We start from the raw sequence: 16,585 nt of genomic DNA on the forward strand, positions 1-16,585 counted from the left end.
CTAGCCCTTGCCCATCCCTCCCACCTCCTCCGCCGACAAGAACAACAGCACCACATCGCTCATGCCGAGCAGCGGCGTGAAGGTGACGATGGTGATGCCGCCGGTGGCGTTGGTGCGGGTCAGCCCTTCGGAATAGATGTCGAGCGGCGGTTCCTCGTCGAACCAGACGCCGTGCAGCGTTTCGCCCTGCCATTTCTCGCGACCCTTCTCGTAGCTCTTGAACGACAGCACCGATTCACCGGCCTGGACGTCGCCGCCGCCGCCCCAGCGCACCACGACGCTGTCGAGCGCGCCCGGCGCCCGTCCCGCCATCGTGCTGACGAGGGCGTCGGCCGGGATCATGCCGGTGCCCCAGGCCGCCTGCTGCTGCGGCGGGCCGATCAGGATGCGCTGCGGGTTGTCGCGCGTGCTTTCGCCGGTGACACCGGCCGCCCACATCCGAACCGGACAATCGAAAACCTTGCCTTGCCACCAGTCGGGATAGCGGCCGGTGAGATGCATCGCCCATTCGGCGCCGCCGGCCCTGGTCTTGCCGAGCTGGTTGCCGGCCATGAACAGGCGCTCGCGATTGGTCGCGCCGGCTGCATGGAACTCGGCCTGCCGGGGATAGGGCCGATAGGCGGCAAGCTGGTTAGTGCGGCGCCTGCGGTCCAGCTCCGCCAGCAGGCTGAGATATTCCGTCCTTGCCGCCCGGCTGTGCGAGGCCTTTTGCGAAGCCCGGCTTCTCGAGGAACGGCCTAAGGACGGCTTCGAGGCCGCGGATGCGCTGCCTGATTTCGTCATCGCTCAATGCATCCAGATTGTTGATGTTGACATTAAGATCCTTGGGCAGCACCGACAGCACGAGCTTCAGATACTGATCGGGCTTTTCGGCGCGCACCTCGGCGATGACGCCAGCGCCATGGGCGCGGAAATCGGCGCGGATCGCTTCGAGGAAACCATCGGCCAGCGTCTTCTTCGGCCGCCTGGTTCGGCTGCCGGGTGCTTGATCGTGCGGCTGGGGATCGCCGGCGGAAGGAGCCTTGGCCATGCCCTACTCCGCCGTCCCGGCGGACATCGGCTTCTTGTTGCCTGGCCGCACGATGCGCTTGCGCGGCCTGGCCTTCTTGCCGGCGAGTGCCGACTTCGGCTTCCGCGGCTGGCTTGCGGGTTTCGCATCAGTCGTCGTGCCGGGCTTCATCGCAGCGGCGTCGGGCAAGGCGTTCAGCCTTGCCCTGAGAATTGCCACCGCCTTGCCGTCGAGTGCTCCCGACGGGAAGCCAAAGCCGCCGACCGCATCGCCGGTACCGCCGCGCACCATGCCGATCCGCACGCCTGCGGCCACCTGCTCGAAGCGGCCATGGCGGGCATAGGGTGCGGCGCCGGCAAACTCGCCAATGGCGCTGACGACCTCGCGGCCGTCATCGTCGGTGATGATGGTGGCATAACGGTTGGACATGGGGTGTTCTCTGGGGTGGGCGCACGGGCGCGTTGGGAAATCTATGGACGATAGGTGGTTGCGGACCGGGATAGTCGGTCGCGTTCATTCGCGCCGACATACCTCGGCAGCACACGCAACATTCGGTCGAACAGGAGCCCGAAATGAAAAACCCGCCTCGGCGGGCGGGTCGTTGGAGCCAATTGGCACCATACCCAGATTAGTAGCATAGCTGCCGGCACAAAGCAAGAACAAAATGTGGCGTAGTGGAAGAAAATCCACTGACGACCTCGCACCCTCGTCGGTGAACGGCTGGAAGGAGGGGCGAAAAGGGCGGGCATTGCGTGAGACTTGTGTTGATGGGATGGTGGTTGCGCTTGAGGGGAACGCGTCATGGGCAATGTCACCAGTCACTACGGCAGCGACGGCATCGTCGATCGCATATTGGCCGCGATCCCGGACGCCGACCCGGCCGGAAAACTCGCGGCCGCGCAACTCTATCCGTTCGATCAGCTCCATGGCCGCGAACTGATCGCCACGCGGGAGCATGTGGCCCGTCTTGCTCCTTCGCCGACAGATAGGATCCTGGATATCGGCAGCGGCATTGGCGGGCCGGCAAGGTTTCTGGCCTCGACCTATGGCTGCCAGGTCGACGGCATCGACCTGACACCAGCCTTTGTCGCCGCGTCGAGCCGACTGACCGCACTCAGCGGATTGTCTGACAAGGTTCGCTTCCATCAGGCCGACGCAACGAAACTGCCTTTTGGCGACAGCACCTTCGATGCGGCGATCTGCTTCTATGTCGGCATGAACATCGAGAACAAGGCCGCGGTCATCGACGAGGCCTGGCGCGTGCTGAAACCGCGAGGCAGGCTGATCTGGACCGAAGCCGTGCTCGCCGGCGGCGAGCCCTACTATCCCATGCCCTGGGCGGTTTCTGCGGCGACCAGCCACCTCGCCGATCGGGAAAAATTGAAAACCCTGTTTGTCGATGCCGGATTTCGCATCGACGAAATCGTCGACGAAACCGGCGAACATGTTGAGCTGGCGCTGAAGAGGGCCAATTCCGGCATCGTGCCCTCGCCGGCGCAGCAGCAGGCAAATGAAGTCGTCATGGGCGCGGAATTCCTGCAGCGCCGCCGCAACTACATCCGAAGCCTGAGTGACGGAAAACTCGCCTCGCTCGCCGTGATCGTCTCCAAACCGGCCTGAAACAAAAAAACCGCCTCGGCGGGCGGGTCGTTGGAGCCAAATTGGCACCATACCCAAATTAGTAGCATAGCTGCCGGCACAAAGCAAGAACAAAATGTGGCACGGCGGCAGAAAAATGCGAATTCCGTTCAGCGCCTCGCCTTGTCCGCCTCCCGATTGACCTTCCAAGAAGACCGCTAGGCTGCATTCCTTCGCGCCCCTCTCTGTCCTGCCGGACATCTCCCCACTTGGGGGGAGATCGGCTTTCGCGCCGGCTTTCGCCAATCTCCAACGTTGCAGGAAGAGCGCAACGCCGAAACCGCCAATCTCCCCACTTGAGGGGGAGATGGCCGGCAGGCCAGAGGGGGGTACTGTCCCGGGCGCTGTCCCGCCGACTTAAAGCCGGCAACACAAGCGACGTTCGATCAAAAAGAAGCCTGAAAACAAAAACCCGCCTCTGTGGGCGGGTCGTTGGAGCCAATTAGCACCATACCCAAATTAGTAGCATAGCTGCCGGCACAAAGCAAGAACAAAATGTGGCGTTGCGACAAAAGAACCGAATTCTCTTCGGCGCCTCGCGTTGCCCGCCAGCCACTTTGTGGGCGCGAACGCAGCGTCGGCAATTGGCGCTTCCTCCATTTGCCGAGGCATCTCACCGGCCGACGAGCAGCCGCAGCCGCGGATCAGAACAGGCATTCGCGCGTTTGAACCCCAGCCAATGGGAGCAAAAGCCATGAACGTCGCCAATCTGCAACTCGAAGGCCTGCTGATGGCCATCGCATCGATCAATCAGGTCCTGGTCCGCAAGGGCGTGGTCTCCGTCGAAGAGATAGACATCGCCTTGCGCAAGGCCGAAGCCAGCGAGACCAACGAGGAAAGGTCCGAAGGCATGTCGGCGTCGAGCCGCGATGCCGTCAACTTCCCGATCCGGTTGCTGGAGTTGGCCAATCAATGTCAGCCGGAGACGGACATGCCGTCCTTCTCGAAACTGGCGCGCATGGTCGGTCAGATCAAGGAACCTTACAACGACCAGATGTGACGCGGCGATCATAACTGACGCCGCGACAACGGCTTGCCGCGGCGGGGTGGCAAGACTGCTGGCGGCGCCTGCTAGCGGCCCTGCAGGATCTTGATCAACTTGCTGCTGTCGGCCCCCGGCGAGGAAAGCCTGCGGTAGTCGGCGTAAGTCAGCCTGCCATTAGCAACGGCATTAAAGAGCCGGTTACAAAAGGCGCTATCGTATTTTGCGACACTGACATTCATGATTGCTGCGTAAGTCTTTCTTTCGTTGAGCGGCGTGGACCTCTCGCGTGCAATGCATTCGTTGATCGCCACGCGCTTGGTGACAGGGCTGCCTTCAAGCGTGGTATGCATCGTGTTGAATTCGCCTTCGGTCAAGGTAGTGCAGCCGGCAAGCAGAGACGTGCCGATCATGGCGGCAGCAAAACGCGTGGCGATGTTCATGAATTCCCCCTCAAGACCCGCGTCTTGCTTAGCCCGCCGAATGTTGGAAGTACAGAGGGAATGCAGGCGCATCTACAAAAAGCATAAACCTCGAACGCTCGTACTTTAGCTGTCGCTTTTATTGCGCGCGACCTGCGATGGCCTGAATGACGGTATCCGGCCGTTCTCGATCGTCACGACGATGCTGGTGCGGATCGTGCTGCCGATCTGGCCCTGGTCGCGGTCATAGACCCGACCGCCATTGTCGCAGCCACCCTTCTAAGCGCCTTTATGAGAACGCCGGATCCGAGGTTGGGGATCATCCCCTGCCAAGCCTCAGCGCCAGGACCCTGCCCGGCCCGTGCACGGCGGCGAACAGCAGCCCGGCCAGGAAGGTGAAGTGATCGACGAAGAAGCCGAACTCCGCCTGGTTGCCGGCCCAGTGCGACGGCCCGTGGAAGGCAAAGCCGAGGAACAGCACATAGGCGCCGGCGACGAGTGCTGCCCATGAGAAGAAGGCGCCGGTCAGGAAGCATAGAACGAGGACGACCTCGAGCAGGGCTGCGCACCAGGCCAGGAAGAGCGGGAATGGAAGCCCGGCCGCCGCGATATAGCCGGCGGTGGCGCCGATATCGACGAATTTGAAGATCACGGCCATCAGGAAGACGGCGGCGAAGATCAGGCGGGCGACGAGGATTGCCGCGGTCTGCCACGGCGATTGAACGGTTGATTGAGCGGTTTCCAAGGTCATGACGTCCTCCCAAGAGTTACGATGGTTGTGCCCCAAGGACGCACCACCAGCCGCAAGCCCGACATCATCCCCCGAAAAACCTGAGAGATACAAGCGCGTAGCGAGAAGGCCTCGCAAGACCAGGGTTCCTCGCCCCCATTCATGGGGGAGAGGTGGGGCGGCGAAGCCGCGACGGAGAGGCGCCGGCAAAGAAAAGGCCCCTCTCCGGCCGCGGAGCCTGTCCCCGGGCTTGCCGAAGGCAAGACCCGTGGGCGGCCACCTCTCCCCCAGCTTCGCGCGGGGCGAGGAACCCAAGCCTGGCTCTATTCCGCAGCCTTCGCCCGGCTGATCGGCTCCCGTACCGTTCCATACTGGCTGCCCCAGCGGTCGGTCATCGCCCAGCGTATGTCCCAGAGCTCCGGGAAGAAGCGGTGGCGGGCGCCGGCTTCCAGCAATTCGACCGGCCGGCCCTTCAGCGATTTCGCGCCGAGGCCGATCGTGCGGTGGATGAGATAGAGGTGGTTGGCACGGAATTTCTGGAACAGCTCGTCGAACTCGATCAGCGCTTCGGCAACGACATAGCTGTCGCCGTGATCGTAGCCGGTATCGTAGACATCCTCGACCGAAAGGCCGCGGTCGTCGAGGTACGACGCCTTGAAGGCCCGCCACAGATCGGGCGGCAGGCGCAGCAGCTGCTTGAAACCCGGCGATTCCTGGCCGCTGCCATTGCCGAGCTGCAGCCGGATCTGCTGGTACTCCTTGGGCGACATGGTTTCGAGCAGGTCGAGCTGCGCCGTCATCAGCCGCATCAGCCGGTGCACGCGCCCCATCAGCGTGACGATGCGATGCGTGTCCTGCTTTTCCAGGAAATCAACGACATCGACCAGCGTATAGGCGATGAGCTTCATCCACAGCTCCTCGACCTGATGAACGATCTGGAACTGCAGCTCGTCGGCATTCACCATCTCGGCCAGCGGCTTCTGGCAGGCAAGCAGCCTGTCGCATTTGAGGTAGACGCCATAGTCGCGCATCTCAGGCGTTTCGATGCGGGCATAATAGTCCTGCTTGTCCATGGCCATGCTCCTTGCCGCGGCCGTTGGGCCGCAGGCGTTTGTTGGATCCCAGCCCGAGTCTAATCGCTTTCTTGCCGAACATTGTCCCTTTCTGTTATTCGAGTGGCGGGAAACGAAGGACGAAAATTGCCGCTGAAGCAGATTGGAAGAACGAATGATGCTGGATGCGGTCGACCGGAAGATCATAGCTGCGCTCGAACGCGAGGCCCGCATCTCCTTTGCCGCGCTCGCCGATGAGGTCGGCTTGAGCAAGACACCGTGCTGGAAGCGGGTCAAGGCGCTTGAGGACGCCGGCGTCATCCGCGGCTACTCGACCCGGATCGACCCGGCCAAGCTCGGCTTCGGCATCGAAGCCTTCATCCAGGTGTCGATCGATTTCGAACTGTCGGACGCCTTCGAGGCGGCGGTCAAAAAGCATCCGCTGATCCGCCGCTGCCACGCCACGACTGGCGAGGCCGACTATCTCCTGCAGATCGTCACCGTCGACATGATGGCGCTCGACAGGATGCTGCGCGAGGAGCTCAGCCGGCTGCCCGGCGTGCGGCGCACGATCACCTCGATGGCGATGCGCGAGATCAAGGGCGGCATCTCGTTCGCCAATGCCGTCGGGCATACGCCGACCAAGCGATAGACCGGTCAGGCCCTGGTCATCAATTCGCGTCCCAGCCGCTTCGGTTGCTCGGCGCGCAGAACCACATTTGTCGTCACCGTGCCGTAGTGGCCGATGCTGTCGACGATGCTTTCAAGATCGGGCGGTGACGGGACCACGACCTTGACCAGAAAACAATCCTCGCCGGTCACCCGCAGCACCTCGACCACCTCCGGCAATTGGGCGAACTTCTTCAGGCAGGCCTGGATATGCTCATGCGTGGTGCGCAGGCGGATGACCGCCATGGTGCCGAGCCCGAGCGCTGCCGAATTGATCACCGCCTTGTAACCGGTGATGACGCCGCGCTCCTCCAGCCGCTTCACCCGTTCCGAGGTGGCGGGCTGGGACAGTCCGACGCGGCGGCCAAGCTCGGAGATGCCGATGCGACCATCCTCCTGCATGATCTCAATGATCGCCAGATCGGTGGGGTCGAGCCTTGGCCGATAATCGCCGTTCCGCATGATCGCCCTTTAATCCATCGGATTTCGTCGCTGCTTTCCGATGATCTCTCATTCCGCCACCTGGGAGAAGACCTAGAATTGCACGCGCTGCATCAGGAAAGAAGGGCTTCGCATGACCGACTTCATCATTGTGCCGGGCATCGGCGGATCGGGCAAAGCCCACTGGCAGACACGTTGGCAGCAGGCAAACCCGGCGATGCGGCGGTTCAACCCGGCGAGTTGGGACGCGCCGGACCTCGACGACTGGGTGGCTGCGCTGGAAACCGCTGTATGCCAGGCAAGGACACCGCCGGTGCTCGTCGCCCATAGCCTCGGCTGTCTGCTCGTCGTACACTGGCAGCGGATCTCCCCCCGCTCTATCGCCGGCGCGTTGCTGGTCGCGGTTCCGGACCCTGCGTCGCCGGCCTTCCCCTCCTCCGCCCGGGCCTTCGCCGACGCACCGCAACAACGGCTTCGCTTTCCGTCGCTGATTGTCGCGAGCACCAACGATCCCTACGGCTCGCTGGACTATGCCAGGGCGAAATCCGAGCGATGGGGCAGCGATCTCCATATCGCCGGACCGCTTGGCCACATCAATGGCGACAGCGGGCTCGGCGACTGGCCGGCGGGAATGGAGCTGCTGACAGCTTTTCTAAGTCAAACGCAGGCAATCGCCCGAGGCGCCGTGCTTCAGCCGTAACCGCACCAGGACGGTTATCGCGCCGCCGCCCTGATCTGGTTTGCGCCGCGCCTCAGTTCGATGTCGCGGCAGGCGTGCTGAGTTCGAGGAACGGTACCGTCGAGCCCGGGATCATCGACTTCGGCAATTCGCCGTTCCATCTCTCCGCCTTGGTCAGTTCGACCAGCAGCGGATTGTTGGCGATTGCGGCGGCGCGAGCCTTGATGGCGCCCGCGGTCGCATCGCCTTCGACCCTGGTCTTGTAGGCGCTGGCCTCGGCTTCGGCCTTGACGCTGTCAGCGCGGCCCTTGGCCTGGGTGACGGCGATATCGGCCTTGATCTTTTCCTGCTGCAGGTTCTGTTCCTGCTTCTGCACCTCGACCTGCGCCGTCATCCTGGCTTCGACCGCCTGCTCGTAGGCATCGGAGAAGTCGATGTTCTCGACCTGCACGCTGTCGATCATCACCGGCCCGTCGGTTACCGCCGCGATGGCCTCGGCGACGTCCTTGTTGAACTTCGCCCGGTTCTGGATAACCGACACCGCGTCGTACTGGCCGAACACCGTCTTGATCTCCTGCGGTGCTTTCCTGGCAATGACACGGTCGGCCAGCGCTTCGATCGACCCGTAATTGGTGTAGACGTTGCTGACCTCGGCGGCCGGCACGTGGAAATTGACGGTGACGCGCATGTCGGCCGGCTGCTGGTCGCGCGAATAGGCCTGCATGGCCGGCAGGCCGCTGCAATCGTTCTGGTTCTCGCAGCCCCATTTGAGCACCTGCTGGCGCAGGCTGATCTTCTCGACGCGCTGCAGCCACGGCAGCTTGAAATGCAGTCCGGGATCAACGACCGAACTCAGCGCTCCGTTGGTCAAGAGCACGCCGCGGTCGCCCTGATCGATCGTGTACCAGGATCCAAACAGCGCAAAGACGCCGAGCGCCACGATGACGAGTGCGATCAGGCCGGAACCGATCGACCCCGATGCCATCCCCGGCTTGCCCTGCGGACGGCTTGAATTGCCTTGCGTTTCGGTCATCACCCCACCCCAACCTGATTGCCCGTGCTGCTTTGCCCACAATAGTGGCGGCATTGCAATCCTCTGGATATGGAAGGACCTTCGCGCCAGCCGGCCGGACCGGCGGGGTGGTTCAGGCCGGCTGGCGGATTTCCCCTCCAGCCGCGGCAGCGGGCTGGGACGCGTTGCCTGGCGTCTCCTTCTGCCGTTCGGCATCGGTTTTGCGCTTCGGGCAATCCTCGTAGTCGTGGTCGCGCCCGCCGCAGTAGGAGCAGCATTTTGCTGGCGCGTCGGAGCGAAGCATCGTTGGCATGCACAAGAATGCACGAAACCCGACAGATTGCGAAGGTCGATTTCGCCACGGAACCGCTGCCGCCGCATGAAAGTTATCTGCTCATTGCAACGGGAGCACAGGACATGGCCGACGACCCGAACCGCTACGAGACCGGAGCGAGGAAATATCCGGCAAAGACGAGCCCCGACGCGGCCGACGAATTTTCGCAGGATGCGGCCGGCAACAAGCCACCTCCCGGCGGCATGGGATTGACCAGGCCGGCTGACGATTTCGACGACAGGACCCTGCATTCGGAGGGCCAGAACCCGCCGCGCGCAGCGATCCGGCCAGACGGCAAGGCCACCGCCAAGAAGCCTGGCAAGGACGCAAGACGATGAACGTCGCCAATCTCCAGCTCGAAGGATTGATGATGGCGATCGCGGCCGTCAACAACGCGCTGGTCCACAAGGGCCTACTGTCGGTCGACGAGGTCGACATGGCGTTGCGCCGGGCCGAGGCGGCGATGACCAGCGACGAGCGTCTCTATGAAGACATGTCGCCATCCAACCGCGACGCCGTCTGCTTTCCGCTCAGGCTGCTGCAGGCGGCCAACAATGCCCAGGGTGAAACCGGCGTGCCGTCCTTTGCCGAACTGGCCAGGATGGTCGGCCGGACCAAGGAGCCCTATAACGACCAGATGTGATGGAGGACGCCATGGCCGACGACAAATCCAAGACCAAGCAGGATCGCAAACTGGTCTCAGGCGAAGAGCCTTACGAGGTCGCTGCCTTTGCCCGCAAATACGGCATACCCCAAAGCGAGGCCGCGACCATCATCAAGCGTTACGGCCCCTCGAGGAGGAAGCTCGACGCGCATATGGCGAGCCGCAACGCCTGATCCAATTCTGGCGGCGGCCGCCGTTCACGCCGGAAGCGTCCCTGCCCTGCCGCCTTGTCGAGAGTATCGGCACCGTCAGCCGTGACCTGTCGGGTTCGCCCCTGTGGGGATTCAACGCCTGGTTTTGACGGCCGCGGAATACTCGCGCAGCGCAACAACTCATTTACCTCGACGCTGTACCAGTCCGGTGAGCAAAGCCGGGGGTCGGATGCAGGAACAATTATTGCGCTACGAATGTGTCATGGAGCCGAACGGCCGTTGGATGGTGTGGGACATCGTTCACGATCTGCCGGCGCAATTTTCGGAAATCGCGCTGATCGGCCTGAGCCGTCGTGAAGCGGTTTCGCTCTGCCGGCTGCTCAACGAGACGAGCCGTTCCGAGACGCGGCAGAGCCGGGCCTCCTGAGAAGCGCGTGCGTCTCAGGCCTGCCCAGGCTAAGAGGATTTTACATGCGATCGACAATATTCGGTCTGGTCCTGCTGCTGCCGGCCGCCGCACTGGCAGAACCGATCGAGACGCAGAAGATCATCACGGCGGCGACCGGCGACTGGAACGGCGACGGCGCCGCCGATCTGGCGATGATCGTCGAGACCGAGCCCGGCCATCCCATGGACCTGTATTTTTTCCTCAAAGATCGCGATGGCGATTTTCTAAAACCTGCCGGGATCGTGCATGATCAGATTGACGGGGAATGGAAGGATTACGACCGGCCGGGCCCCGCCACATCCGACACCGAGCCCGAACTCACTACGCTCCCCAACGGTTCGATCAAGCTCTATATTCCGGCGATGGAGATCGGCAGCGAGCGGACCAACAAGACGCTGACGCTCGCCTGGCGCAACGGCACGTTCGTCGTCGCCGGTTTCGCCTACGAGTATTGGGACTACATGGACGACAATGTTGCCGGCGACTGCGACTATAATGTGCTGACCGGCAAGGGCAAAAGCAGCAAGAAGCTGGCGGACGGCACCACCAGGCAAGCGACCGTATCGGTCGAAGGCAAGGTCATCCCGTTCGCGGAATGGACCCCGGGCACTGGCTTCAGCGCTTGCGGAGAGTGAGAGGTTTCGGTTGCCTCACTGCAGCGGCGGCTTCCACAGCAGGCTGTTGCGATCGGCGGACTTGACGCGCAGCCAGGTTTCGCGGCCATCGCGCAGCACCCGGAGCGGGATCTCGGCACCCGCCGGGCCGCTCTTCCAAAGCTTGCGATAAAAATCGGCAAGCCCATCGACCGCCGTGTCGCGAACATCCGAGATGACATCGCCTTGGCGAAGGCCCGCCTGGGCGGCTGGACCGCCCTCGGCGACGCTCATCACCACGACCTTGCCGTCGCTCTCGGCCGAGAAGGCGCCGAGCCACGGCCGCGGCGGCCTGGCGACCTGCCCGCGCGTCAGGAGATCGTCGAGGATGGGCGGCAGAAGATCGATCGGCACCACCATGTTGATGTCGGCGACCTCGCCGTTGCGGCTCATCTGCAGGCGCAGCGAACCGATGCCGAGCAGCCTGCCATCCGCGCCGATGAGGCCGGCGCCACCCCATGAGGGGTGAGCCGGCGCCGTGAAGATCGCCTCGTCGAGCAGATATTCCCAATAGCCGGCGAATTCCTGCTTGGTGACGATCCGCGCCCGCACGGAGCGGCCGACGCCGTCGGCGAGCACGACGGGATCGCCGATCTTGGCCCTGGACGCATCGCCGAGCGCAATGGCGGGCAGCCCGAGCGGCGCAAGCGCCTGCACCAGGCCGAAGCCCGACTCCTGGTCGTAGGCGAGCGCATGGGCGGGAACCACGCGCCCGTCCTGGTCGGCCAGCCAGACCTCCTCGGCCTCGGTGATGAGATAGCCGATGGTGAGTACCAGCCCGTCGCCGCGGATGACCACGCCACTGCCCTCGCGGCGGGTGCCAAGTGTATTTGCCGTGAAGGCGTCCTCTGGCACGGTGGCGCGGACGGCCACGATGGATCGCAAAAGGGGTTCGATATTCATGCTTTGGTTCCTGGCAATGTTCGCAGGCTGATATGGGCTATAGGTATGGCGCAGGTGATCAGGCGCAAGAGGTGGCGCCGGCTTTGGCGTGGACCGGCGCCGCGCCGTTCGCGCCGGGGTTTTGCAACAGCGCCGGCAGCCCTATCTGTACCTACGGCTATCCCAAGCTGCCCTATGCAAAGTTCCTCCGCCATTACCCACGTTGATATCTGATATCCTCCCAACCCAACCCTTCCAAAGGCCTCCCAAATGAACGACTACGCAACGGACCAATACACGCCGCCAAAAGTCTGGACCTGGAACAAGGCAAATGGCGGCGCTTTCGCCAGCATCAACCGGCCGACCGCCGGCCCGACGCATGACAAGAAACTGCCGGTCGGCAAGCATCCGCTGCAGCTTTATTCGCTGGCGACACCGAACGGCGTCAAGGTGACGATCATGCTGGAGGAACTTCTGGCGCTCGGCCACAGCGGCGCCGAATACGACGCCTGGCTTATCAGGATCAACGACGGCGACCAGTTCGGCAGCGGCTTCGTCGAGGTCAACCCCAACTCGAAGATCCCGGCCATGATGGATCGCAGTGGGAAAAAGCCGGTCCGCATCTTCGAATCCGGCTCGATCCTGCTCTACCTTGCCGAAAAATTCGGCGAATTCCTGCCGACGGAGCGGCCGGCTCGCGCCGAGACCCTGTCATGGCTGTTCTGGCAGATGGGCTCGGCGCCCTATCTCGGTGGCGGCTTCGGCCATTTCTACACCTATGCGCCGACGAAGATCGAATATGCTATCGACCGCTTCGCCATGGAAACCAAGCGGCAGATGGACGTGCTCGACCGACGCCTCGCCGAAAGCGAGTATTTAGGCGGCAGCGACTATACGATTGCCGACATTGCGGTGTGGCCCTGGTATGGCGGGCTGGCCAAGGGCCGTATGTATGACGATTCCGGCGAGTTCCTGCAGGTGGAGCAGTACAAGAACGTGCAGTGCTGGGCCGACGCCATCGACGCGCGGCCGGCGGTCAAGCGCGGCCGCATGGTCAACCGCACCTTCGGCGAGCCTTCGATGCAGCTGCACGAGCGCCATGACGCCAGCGATTTCGAGACCAAGACGCAAGACAAGCTCGCGGCGGCCAAAAGCTAAGCGGACGACGCGCCGATCTCCCGCCTTGTAGGGGAGATTGGCAGCTTCGGCCGACTGCTCAAGCTCGCCTTCACCGCCGCCATCCACAGCCGGTCGATGTTGGCCAGGAATTTCTCGTCGAGTTTGTCGAGGTGCTTCCAGTACATGCCGTCTTCGAAGAAATAGCCGAGTTCCTTCTCGATCCTGTCGGCCTCCTCCGCCTGATCGAGCCGCAGGCCGGCAAGCATCTCGGCCTTCATTTCCGAAAGCTGCGAGGAAGAAAGCGCGCCGAGTTCATTGAGCGTCAGCCGCGGGAAGACCAGCCGGCTGCGCGGCAGGTCGGATAGGTTGACGCACAGGCAGCCGCGCCGAAGCGCATGGATGAGCAGGCGGGCCGACTTCGCCTCGAGGTTGCGCAGGGTGACGTCGTTGCGCAGCGGATCGGCGCGGCCGACGCCGTAAAAATGCGTGTTGCCGGGCTGGTCGTAGATCATGTCGCAGCCAAGGAATGCCAGCACGTCCGGCTTCTGACTGTGGATCGTCCAGTAGGCCGCCGTCATCGACATGGTGCCGCCGGCATAGACGAAGCCACCAAAGCTGTTTTGCGCCGGCACGTAATGCGAGGCGCTGAAGATCTGCGCCTGCTGCAGGGGACCGCCTTGCGGCATCCGCTCCGCCGGGAAATCGCCGGCATGGACGAGGAAATCCCAGTCGGGGCGCACGCGCCAGGCGTTGTTGATGGCGACGATCTTGCCGAAGGCCTGCTTGGGCCAGGCGGCGCAGCGCACGACATCGGGGGCGCTACCGATCAGCAAGATCACGTTCGGCGTTCCGTCGATCACCACAACCCTCTCGACCGGCCGAAATGCATCTCGATGCCGCCCGGTTGAACGGCTTTATAGCCTCAACGGCCCATCGAAAACACCAGCCGGATTTAAGCTGGCATCAACAAAAGGGAGCTTGCCAGCCGGTTGTAAAATGTGGCCTTAGGCACCGTCGTACAAACAGCAGGCAGGTTTTCCCGCTAGCCCAAAAACGACGATATGAGTTGGGCGATATATATTAGTTGACTAAACTAGCGGAACGTCCAATGCACATTCCCAGAACCGAACATGTCCTGTCTAGACCATGATATCTATATGGGACATTACTACATAAGCTGAACGCGACCTCGACGGTTCGGCGGCACAGCCCTCAGACGCCGCGGCTTTGCCTCCGCGCTTTTCGCCCCGGATCCGTAGATCAACCGGACGACGAACAGGAAATATCCAACCTGCATGACGATCAAGGTCAAGATCGTCCAGGCCAGCGTCTTCCAGATTGAACCCGTCGCAAAGTAAGTCGAGATCGCCACGATGGACGATGTGGTGGTCAGCCCCACCAGGAACTGTGGAAAGTTCATGATTTTTCTGCGCCGCCCCGGAACTCGCTACAGACGGGACGAACTCCCCTAACCCATTACCCCGCACCAACATTTCCACCATTTTAGCAATTGCGCAAGCACCAAATAGAACAGCAGTTAACGCATGCTTCCGTGATCAAGGGCTGCATGTCAGGTCACCAAGGTGGGCTGGCTTGGACAGCGGCTGCGCGTCCCCTACTCCCCAGCAACCTCCCTATACGCCCTCACCGCCCCATCAAGCGCACGTATTCGCCACGTCTCCGCTTCGCGCGCCTCGAGATAGGACGGGCCGAGCGGGACTTTCCCTCCGCCGTCCGGCAGGTCCAGCACGTAGACGGGATTGCAGATGCCCGACAGGCGCGCACGCAAGGCGCTGACCAGCGCCTGGCCCTCGGCGATCGTGGTGCGCCGGTGCGCCATGCCGCGCACGAGATCGCCGTGGTGCAGATAATAGGGTTTGACGCCAAGGCGATACATCAGCTCGCGGCACAGCTCTTCCAGCACCTCGACCGTATCGTTCACGCCTTTCAGCAGAACGCTCTGGTTCAGCAGCACGAAGCCGCCCTGCCGCAACGCGCGGCAGGCCCGCTCGGTCGCCTCCGTGATTTCGCGTGGATGGTTGAAATGGGTGACGACAGTGACCATCAGCCGGCCCTGCAAGGCTTGAATCAACCCGCCAGTGACGCGCGACGGCAGCGCGACGGGTACGCGAGTGTGGATGCGCAACAGCCGCACATGCTGGATCGCCTCGACACGGGCGTGGATTTCCGCCAGCGCCCTATCCGGCAGCGACAGCGGGTCGCCGCCGGTCAGGATCACCTCGCGGATTTCCGGATGGACCGCGATATAGGCGAAGGCTTCGTCGAGAGCTTCGCGCGTATAGCCGCGGCCGATCGACGTCAGCTGCTCCTTGCGAAAGCAGAACCGGCAATAGACCGCGCATTGATAGGTCGGGAACAACAGAACCCGGTCGGCATGTCGATGCGTCAATCTAGGCACGGGACTGAAGGCGTGGTCGGCGATCGGATCGTCGAGTTCGCCCTCCTGCTCTGCCAGTTCGTCGGGCGACGGGATGACCTGAAGCCGTATCGGATCGGCGGGGTCGTTCCAGTCGATCAGGTCTAGATAGGCCTTGGGAATGCGAACCTTGTGGCGCGTGGCCGCGGCTTCGGCCGCCGCCCGCTCGGCTGGCGACAGCGGCAGCGAATCCAGATCGCCTACATACCGCACGCCCTCGCGAACATCGTCCCGCCATGCGGCATCCGCCTCGCGAGCGCGCCGGTCATCGGCTGCCACGCCGGCCGCATCGAGCGCCATGCTGGCGTCGGGGATGTCGGGATGTGAGGTCATCGCAGGCTCCTTGAATTTCGGGCCGGGGTACAGCATTGGAGCCAGGACTTGAAGGCAATAAGCGGTGTTTGGCCGGGTTGGAGGGCGCGGCAGGAAGCCACAACCGGCCACTGATCAGAACAATCGTCCAATATCGCTGACGCACAACATTAGCTTGCTCTTATATTAGCTTGAGCGTATACACATAAACGGCCGGTGATCTACCCCCCAACCGGTTAGGCTCGGCGCCAGTTCCCTCCCTACCCCTCAGGTCAACGACGCCGGGCCGCTCGGGGTCCGCACGGTCGCCCGCGGTCGAGACCGGATCGTCGACCTCTTCGATGTCGATCATGCCCCCTGCTCAAGCAGCACCCAACTGAACATACCAGCTGAACACATCGGCGATGCCCGCGTCTCTCGGCCTTCCCGTCGCCGGCCGCGGTCGCTAATCTCGGATTGCGAAAAAGCTGGAGAAGAGCGTATGGCGAACGACTTGTCGCCAAGGCTTTTGGAGATCGTCAATGCGCTGCCCTTGCGGCAGGGCATGCGAGTGCTGGAGATCGGCTGCGGACCGGGTGCTGCAGCGCGCGAGATCGCGCGCCGGATCGGCGGTGGGCACGTGCTGGCGATCGACCGCTCGGCCAAGGCCATCGCGCAGGCCGGGGCCGCCTCGCGCGCCGAGATTGCGGCAGGCCGGCTGAGCCTTCGCCAGGTCGCCATCGAGGATTTCGAGTTGGAGGCCGATGAGAAGCACTTCGACATTGCCGTTGCGGTGCGCGTCGGCGCGCTGGACGGGCGTCATCCCGAAGCAGGAAAAATTGCCCTGCGACGGCTCAAGGCGGCGTTGACCGCGCAAGGCCGGCTGTTCATCGACGGCGGCGATCCGCTGCGCGAAATTGCGATACATGGCTGAGCACCTCGTGCTTGGCCTCCGGAATCGAGCGTCTACG

At 62.9% G+C, this 16,585-nt stretch carries 23 protein-coding genes and 1 pseudogene; 11 read left to right on the plus strand and 13 right to left on the minus strand.

The features are described from left to right. Positions 1-36: 36 nt before the first annotated feature. The 3 genes and pseudogenes from NKH16_RS29455 to NKH16_RS29465 all read right to left on the minus strand — a co-directional run. Positions 37-666: pseudogene (locus NKH16_RS29455) on the minus strand (terminase large subunit domain-containing protein); the annotation flags it as partial. Then, entirely contained in the window at positions 632-1,030 is a 399-nt protein-coding gene (locus NKH16_RS29460) for a hypothetical protein (protein ID WP_352748715.1), read from the minus strand. The pseudogene NKH16_RS29455 and the gene NKH16_RS29460, both read right to left, overlap by 35 nt. Before the next feature lie 3 nt (positions 1,031-1,033). After that, entirely contained in the window at positions 1,034-1,438 is a 405-nt protein-coding gene (locus tag NKH16_RS29465; protein ID WP_352748712.1) for a hypothetical protein, read from the minus strand. 372 nt (positions 1,439-1,810) lie between these two features. Here NKH16_RS29465 and NKH16_RS29470 point away from each other — a divergent pair, with 372 nt between their 5' ends. Further along, positions 1,811-2,629: a class I SAM-dependent methyltransferase gene (locus tag NKH16_RS29470; RefSeq protein ID WP_352748710.1), complete on the plus strand. Its 819-nt coding sequence runs from the start codon at positions 1,811-1,813 to the stop codon at positions 2,627-2,629. Between the two features lie 712 nt (positions 2,630-3,341). Continuing rightward, the gene (locus tag NKH16_RS29475) at positions 3,342-3,647 is read left to right on the plus strand and encodes a hypothetical protein (protein ID WP_352472199.1); all 306 of its coding nucleotides are present in this window, start codon (positions 3,342-3,344) and stop codon (positions 3,645-3,647) included. A 71-nt stretch (positions 3,648-3,718) separates the two neighbouring features. Here the strand turns inward: NKH16_RS29475 and NKH16_RS29480 are convergent, their stop codons facing one another. The 3 genes from NKH16_RS29480 to NKH16_RS29490 form a co-directional block, all read right to left on the minus strand. Beyond that, a complete protein-coding gene (locus NKH16_RS29480; RefSeq protein WP_352465355.1) occupies positions 3,719-4,072 on the minus strand; it encodes a hypothetical protein in 354 nt (117 codons plus the stop codon). Between the two features lie 298 nt (positions 4,073-4,370). Further along, the gene (locus tag NKH16_RS29485) at positions 4,371-4,802 is read right to left on the minus strand and encodes a DoxX family protein (protein WP_352748706.1); all 432 of its coding nucleotides are present in this window, start codon (positions 4,800-4,802) and stop codon (positions 4,371-4,373) included. A 302-nt stretch (positions 4,803-5,104) separates the two neighbouring features. Then, positions 5,105-5,854, minus strand: coding sequence for a tryptophan 2,3-dioxygenase family protein (locus NKH16_RS29490; RefSeq protein ID WP_352748705.1), 750 nt, complete (start codon positions 5,852-5,854; stop codon positions 5,105-5,107). 154 nt (positions 5,855-6,008) lie between these two features. On the opposite strand from NKH16_RS29490, the gene NKH16_RS29495 reads away from it, so the two are divergent. Next, the gene (locus tag NKH16_RS29495) at positions 6,009-6,485 is read left to right on the plus strand and encodes an Lrp/AsnC family transcriptional regulator (RefSeq protein ID WP_352708716.1); all 477 of its coding nucleotides are present in this window, start codon (positions 6,009-6,011) and stop codon (positions 6,483-6,485) included. Between the two features lie 5 nt (positions 6,486-6,490). Here the strand turns inward: NKH16_RS29495 and NKH16_RS29500 are convergent, their stop codons facing one another. After that, a complete protein-coding gene (locus NKH16_RS29500) occupies positions 6,491-6,964 on the minus strand; it encodes an Lrp/AsnC family transcriptional regulator (protein ID WP_352453704.1) in 474 nt (157 codons plus the stop codon). 112 nt (positions 6,965-7,076) lie between these two features. Between NKH16_RS29500 and NKH16_RS29505 the strand changes: the two genes are divergently transcribed. After that, complete coding sequence (locus NKH16_RS29505; protein ID WP_352453703.1) at positions 7,077-7,643, plus strand: RBBP9/YdeN family alpha/beta hydrolase; 567 nt, start codon at positions 7,077-7,079, stop codon at positions 7,641-7,643. A 52-nt stretch (positions 7,644-7,695) separates the two neighbouring features. On the opposite strand, the gene NKH16_RS29510 is transcribed toward NKH16_RS29505, so the two are convergent. After that, a complete protein-coding gene (locus NKH16_RS29510) occupies positions 7,696-8,655 on the minus strand; it encodes a prohibitin family protein (RefSeq protein WP_352453702.1) in 960 nt (319 codons plus the stop codon). Between the two features lie 300 nt (positions 8,656-8,955). Here NKH16_RS29510 and NKH16_RS29515 point away from each other — a divergent pair, with 300 nt between their 5' ends. The 5 genes from NKH16_RS29515 to NKH16_RS29535 all read left to right on the plus strand — a co-directional run bounded on the left by NKH16_RS29515 (position 8,956) and on the right by NKH16_RS29535 (position 10,867). Continuing rightward, positions 8,956-9,306 carry a hypothetical protein gene (locus tag NKH16_RS29515; RefSeq protein ID WP_352748702.1) on the plus strand — a complete coding sequence of 117 codons (351 nt, stop codon included), beginning with the start codon at positions 8,956-8,958 and terminating at the stop codon, positions 9,304-9,306. Continuing rightward, positions 9,303-9,611, plus strand: a complete 309-nt coding sequence (locus tag NKH16_RS29520) for a hypothetical protein (protein ID WP_023675703.1) — start codon at positions 9,303-9,305, stop codon at positions 9,609-9,611. The genes NKH16_RS29515 and NKH16_RS29520 overlap by 4 nt, the downstream gene beginning before the upstream one ends. A gap of 11 nt (positions 9,612-9,622) precedes the next feature. Continuing rightward, positions 9,623-9,805 (plus strand): DUF3606 domain-containing protein, encoded by a 183-nt coding sequence (locus NKH16_RS29525; RefSeq protein ID WP_023675702.1) that lies wholly within the window; start codon positions 9,623-9,625, stop codon positions 9,803-9,805. Positions 9,806-10,028: 223 nt separating this feature from the next. Continuing rightward, a complete protein-coding gene (locus tag NKH16_RS29530; RefSeq protein ID WP_245274654.1) occupies positions 10,029-10,211 on the plus strand; it encodes a hypothetical protein in 183 nt (60 codons plus the stop codon). A gap of 44 nt (positions 10,212-10,255) precedes the next feature. Continuing rightward, positions 10,256-10,867, plus strand: coding sequence for a hypothetical protein (locus tag NKH16_RS29535; protein WP_352748700.1), 612 nt, complete (start codon positions 10,256-10,258; stop codon positions 10,865-10,867). 15 nt (positions 10,868-10,882) lie between these two features. Here NKH16_RS29535 and NKH16_RS29540 read toward each other — a convergent pair whose 3' ends face one another. Beyond that, a complete protein-coding gene (locus tag NKH16_RS29540; RefSeq protein ID WP_023675699.1) occupies positions 10,883-11,788 on the minus strand; it encodes a S1C family serine protease in 906 nt (301 codons plus the stop codon). Between the two features lie 249 nt (positions 11,789-12,037). Here NKH16_RS29540 and yghU point away from each other — a divergent pair, with 249 nt between their 5' ends. After that, positions 12,038-12,925, plus strand: a complete 888-nt coding sequence (yghU, locus tag NKH16_RS29545) for a glutathione-dependent disulfide-bond oxidoreductase (protein WP_352903170.1) — start codon at positions 12,038-12,040, stop codon at positions 12,923-12,925. On the opposite strand, the gene NKH16_RS29550 is transcribed toward yghU, so the two are convergent. The 4 genes from NKH16_RS29550 to NKH16_RS29565 all read right to left on the minus strand — a co-directional run bounded on the left by NKH16_RS29550 (position 12,922) and on the right by NKH16_RS29565 (position 15,987). Next, a complete protein-coding gene (locus tag NKH16_RS29550) occupies positions 12,922-13,746 on the minus strand; it encodes a hypothetical protein (protein WP_352748695.1) in 825 nt (274 codons plus the stop codon). The genes yghU and NKH16_RS29550 overlap by 4 nt on opposite strands. A gap of 308 nt (positions 13,747-14,054) precedes the next feature. Continuing rightward, positions 14,055-14,306, minus strand: a complete 252-nt coding sequence (locus NKH16_RS29555) for an exopolysaccharide production repressor protein (RefSeq protein WP_352748693.1) — start codon at positions 14,304-14,306, stop codon at positions 14,055-14,057. Positions 14,307-14,501: 195 nt separating this feature from the next. Continuing rightward, positions 14,502-15,623 (minus strand): KamA family radical SAM protein, encoded by a 1,122-nt coding sequence (locus NKH16_RS29560; RefSeq protein ID WP_502894977.1) that lies wholly within the window; start codon positions 15,621-15,623, stop codon positions 14,502-14,504. A gap of 193 nt (positions 15,624-15,816) precedes the next feature. Further along, a complete protein-coding gene (locus NKH16_RS29565) occupies positions 15,817-15,987 on the minus strand; it encodes a hypothetical protein (RefSeq protein ID WP_023675693.1) in 171 nt (56 codons plus the stop codon). Positions 15,988-16,116: 129 nt separating this feature from the next. Here NKH16_RS29565 and NKH16_RS29570 point away from each other — a divergent pair, with 129 nt between their 5' ends. Further along, positions 16,117-16,548, plus strand: a complete 432-nt coding sequence (locus NKH16_RS29570; protein WP_352453694.1) for an SAM-dependent methyltransferase — start codon at positions 16,117-16,119, stop codon at positions 16,546-16,548. Positions 16,549-16,585 lie beyond the last annotated feature (37 nt).

This window comes from Mesorhizobium sp. M1307, from assembly GCF_040318155.1.
In the GTDB taxonomy this organism is placed as follows: domain Bacteria; phylum Pseudomonadota; class Alphaproteobacteria; order Rhizobiales; family Rhizobiaceae; genus Mesorhizobium.

Excerpts from the sequence above, each read along its gene's own strand:
- NKH16_RS29505 (WP_352453703.1), top strand. The coding sequence starts at position 7,077 with ATGACCGACTTCATCATTGTGCCGGGCATCGGCGGATCGGGCAAAGCC.
- NKH16_RS29475 (WP_352472199.1), top strand. The coding sequence starts at position 3,342 with ATGAACGTCGCCAATCTGCAACTCGAAGGCCTGCTGATGGCCATCGCA.
- NKH16_RS29570 (WP_352453694.1), top strand. The coding sequence starts at position 16,117 with ATGGCGAACGACTTGTCGCCAAGGCTTTTGGAGATCGTCAATGCGCTG.
- NKH16_RS29555 (WP_352748693.1), bottom strand. The coding sequence starts at position 14,306 with ATGAACTTTCCACAGTTCCTGGTGGGGCTGACCACCACATCGTCCATC.
- NKH16_RS29490 (WP_352748705.1), bottom strand. The coding sequence starts at position 5,854 with ATGGACAAGCAGGACTATTATGCCCGCATCGAAACGCCTGAGATGCGC.
- NKH16_RS29460 (WP_352748715.1), bottom strand. The coding sequence starts at position 1,030 with ATGGCCAAGGCTCCTTCCGCCGGCGATCCCCAGCCGCACGATCAAGCA.
- NKH16_RS29480 (WP_352465355.1), bottom strand. The coding sequence starts at position 4,072 with ATGAACATCGCCACGCGTTTTGCTGCCGCCATGATCGGCACGTCTCTG.
- NKH16_RS29520 (WP_023675703.1), top strand. The coding sequence starts at position 9,303 with ATGAACGTCGCCAATCTCCAGCTCGAAGGATTGATGATGGCGATCGCG.
- NKH16_RS29510 (WP_352453702.1), bottom strand. The coding sequence starts at position 8,655 with ATGACCGAAACGCAAGGCAATTCAAGCCGTCCGCAGGGCAAGCCGGGG.
- NKH16_RS29535 (WP_352748700.1), top strand. The coding sequence starts at position 10,256 with ATGCGATCGACAATATTCGGTCTGGTCCTGCTGCTGCCGGCCGCCGCA.
- NKH16_RS29470 (WP_352748710.1), top strand. The coding sequence starts at position 1,811 with ATGGGCAATGTCACCAGTCACTACGGCAGCGACGGCATCGTCGATCGC.
- NKH16_RS29540 (WP_023675699.1), bottom strand. The coding sequence starts at position 11,788 with ATGAATATCGAACCCCTTTTGCGATCCATCGTGGCCGTCCGCGCCACC.
- NKH16_RS29525 (WP_023675702.1), top strand. The coding sequence starts at position 9,623 with ATGGCCGACGACAAATCCAAGACCAAGCAGGATCGCAAACTGGTCTCA.
- NKH16_RS29485 (WP_352748706.1), bottom strand. The coding sequence starts at position 4,802 with ATGACCTTGGAAACCGCTCAATCAACCGTTCAATCGCCGTGGCAGACC.
- NKH16_RS29560 (WP_502894977.1), bottom strand. The coding sequence starts at position 15,623 with ATGGCGCTCGATGCGGCCGGCGTGGCAGCCGATGACCGGCGCGCTCGC.
- NKH16_RS29495 (WP_352708716.1), top strand. The coding sequence starts at position 6,009 with ATGATGCTGGATGCGGTCGACCGGAAGATCATAGCTGCGCTCGAACGC.
- NKH16_RS29500 (WP_352453704.1), bottom strand. The coding sequence starts at position 6,964 with ATGCGGAACGGCGATTATCGGCCAAGGCTCGACCCCACCGATCTGGCG.
- NKH16_RS29565 (WP_023675693.1), bottom strand. The coding sequence starts at position 15,987 with ATGATCGACATCGAAGAGGTCGACGATCCGGTCTCGACCGCGGGCGAC.
- NKH16_RS29515 (WP_352748702.1), top strand. The coding sequence starts at position 8,956 with ATGCACGAAACCCGACAGATTGCGAAGGTCGATTTCGCCACGGAACCG.
- NKH16_RS29465 (WP_352748712.1), bottom strand. The coding sequence starts at position 1,438 with ATGTCCAACCGTTATGCCACCATCATCACCGACGATGACGGCCGCGAG.
- yghU (WP_352903170.1), top strand. The coding sequence starts at position 12,038 with ATGAACGACTACGCAACGGACCAATACACGCCGCCAAAAGTCTGGACC.